This window comes from Oleiphilus sp. HI0123, assembly GCF_001635315.1.
This window is the reverse complement of record NZ_LWGE01000483.1, coordinates 1-569: the sequence shown is the minus strand read 5'-3', so window position 1 is coordinate 569 and position 569 is coordinate 1. Positions and strand designations below refer to the sequence as shown.

1 protein-coding gene is annotated in these 569 nt (G+C 48.2%); it reads left to right on the top strand.

What is annotated here, in order from left to right:
* Positions 1 to 569, top strand: a 569-nt coding sequence (gene istA / locus A3761_RS04580; protein WP_156491595.1) for an IS21 family transposase, incomplete at both ends; no start/stop codon positions are given.

Sequence of the window (569 nt, the reverse complement as noted above, 5' to 3'; positions counted from 1 at the left end):
CTGCCGCTAAGCGAGTCTATGTTCCACTGACTTTTGCACCAGGCGAAGCATTCCAGTTTGATTGGGGCGAAGATTTCGCCACGATCAATGGTCGGAAGTGCTGCCTTCAAGTTGCTTACTTCAAGCTAAGCAATAGTCGAGCTTTCTTCCTGCGAGCTTATTACAAACAAACGCACGAGATGCTGTTTGATGCACACAATCATGCATTTCGGGTCTTTGGTGGCGTGCCTGAACGCGGCATCTACGACAACATGAAGACTGCTGTGGATAAGGTACGATCAGGTAAACAGCGCGATGTTAATCGCCGATTCCAAACGCTAGTCAGTCATTATCTGTTTGAAGCTGAGTTCTGTAATCCAGCTGCAGGTTGGGAGAAAGGCCAAGTCGAGAAAAAGGTGCGAGATGCTCGGCATCAGTTATGGCATACCGCTCCCAAGTTCAAGACTCTCGAAGAACTTAATGCTTGGCTTGAACGCCAATGTATTGAACTGTGGCACCGCCAAAAACACCCAGAACAATCCAATCTAACGGTTGCTGAATGCTGGCGACAAGAACGGCCATGTTTAATG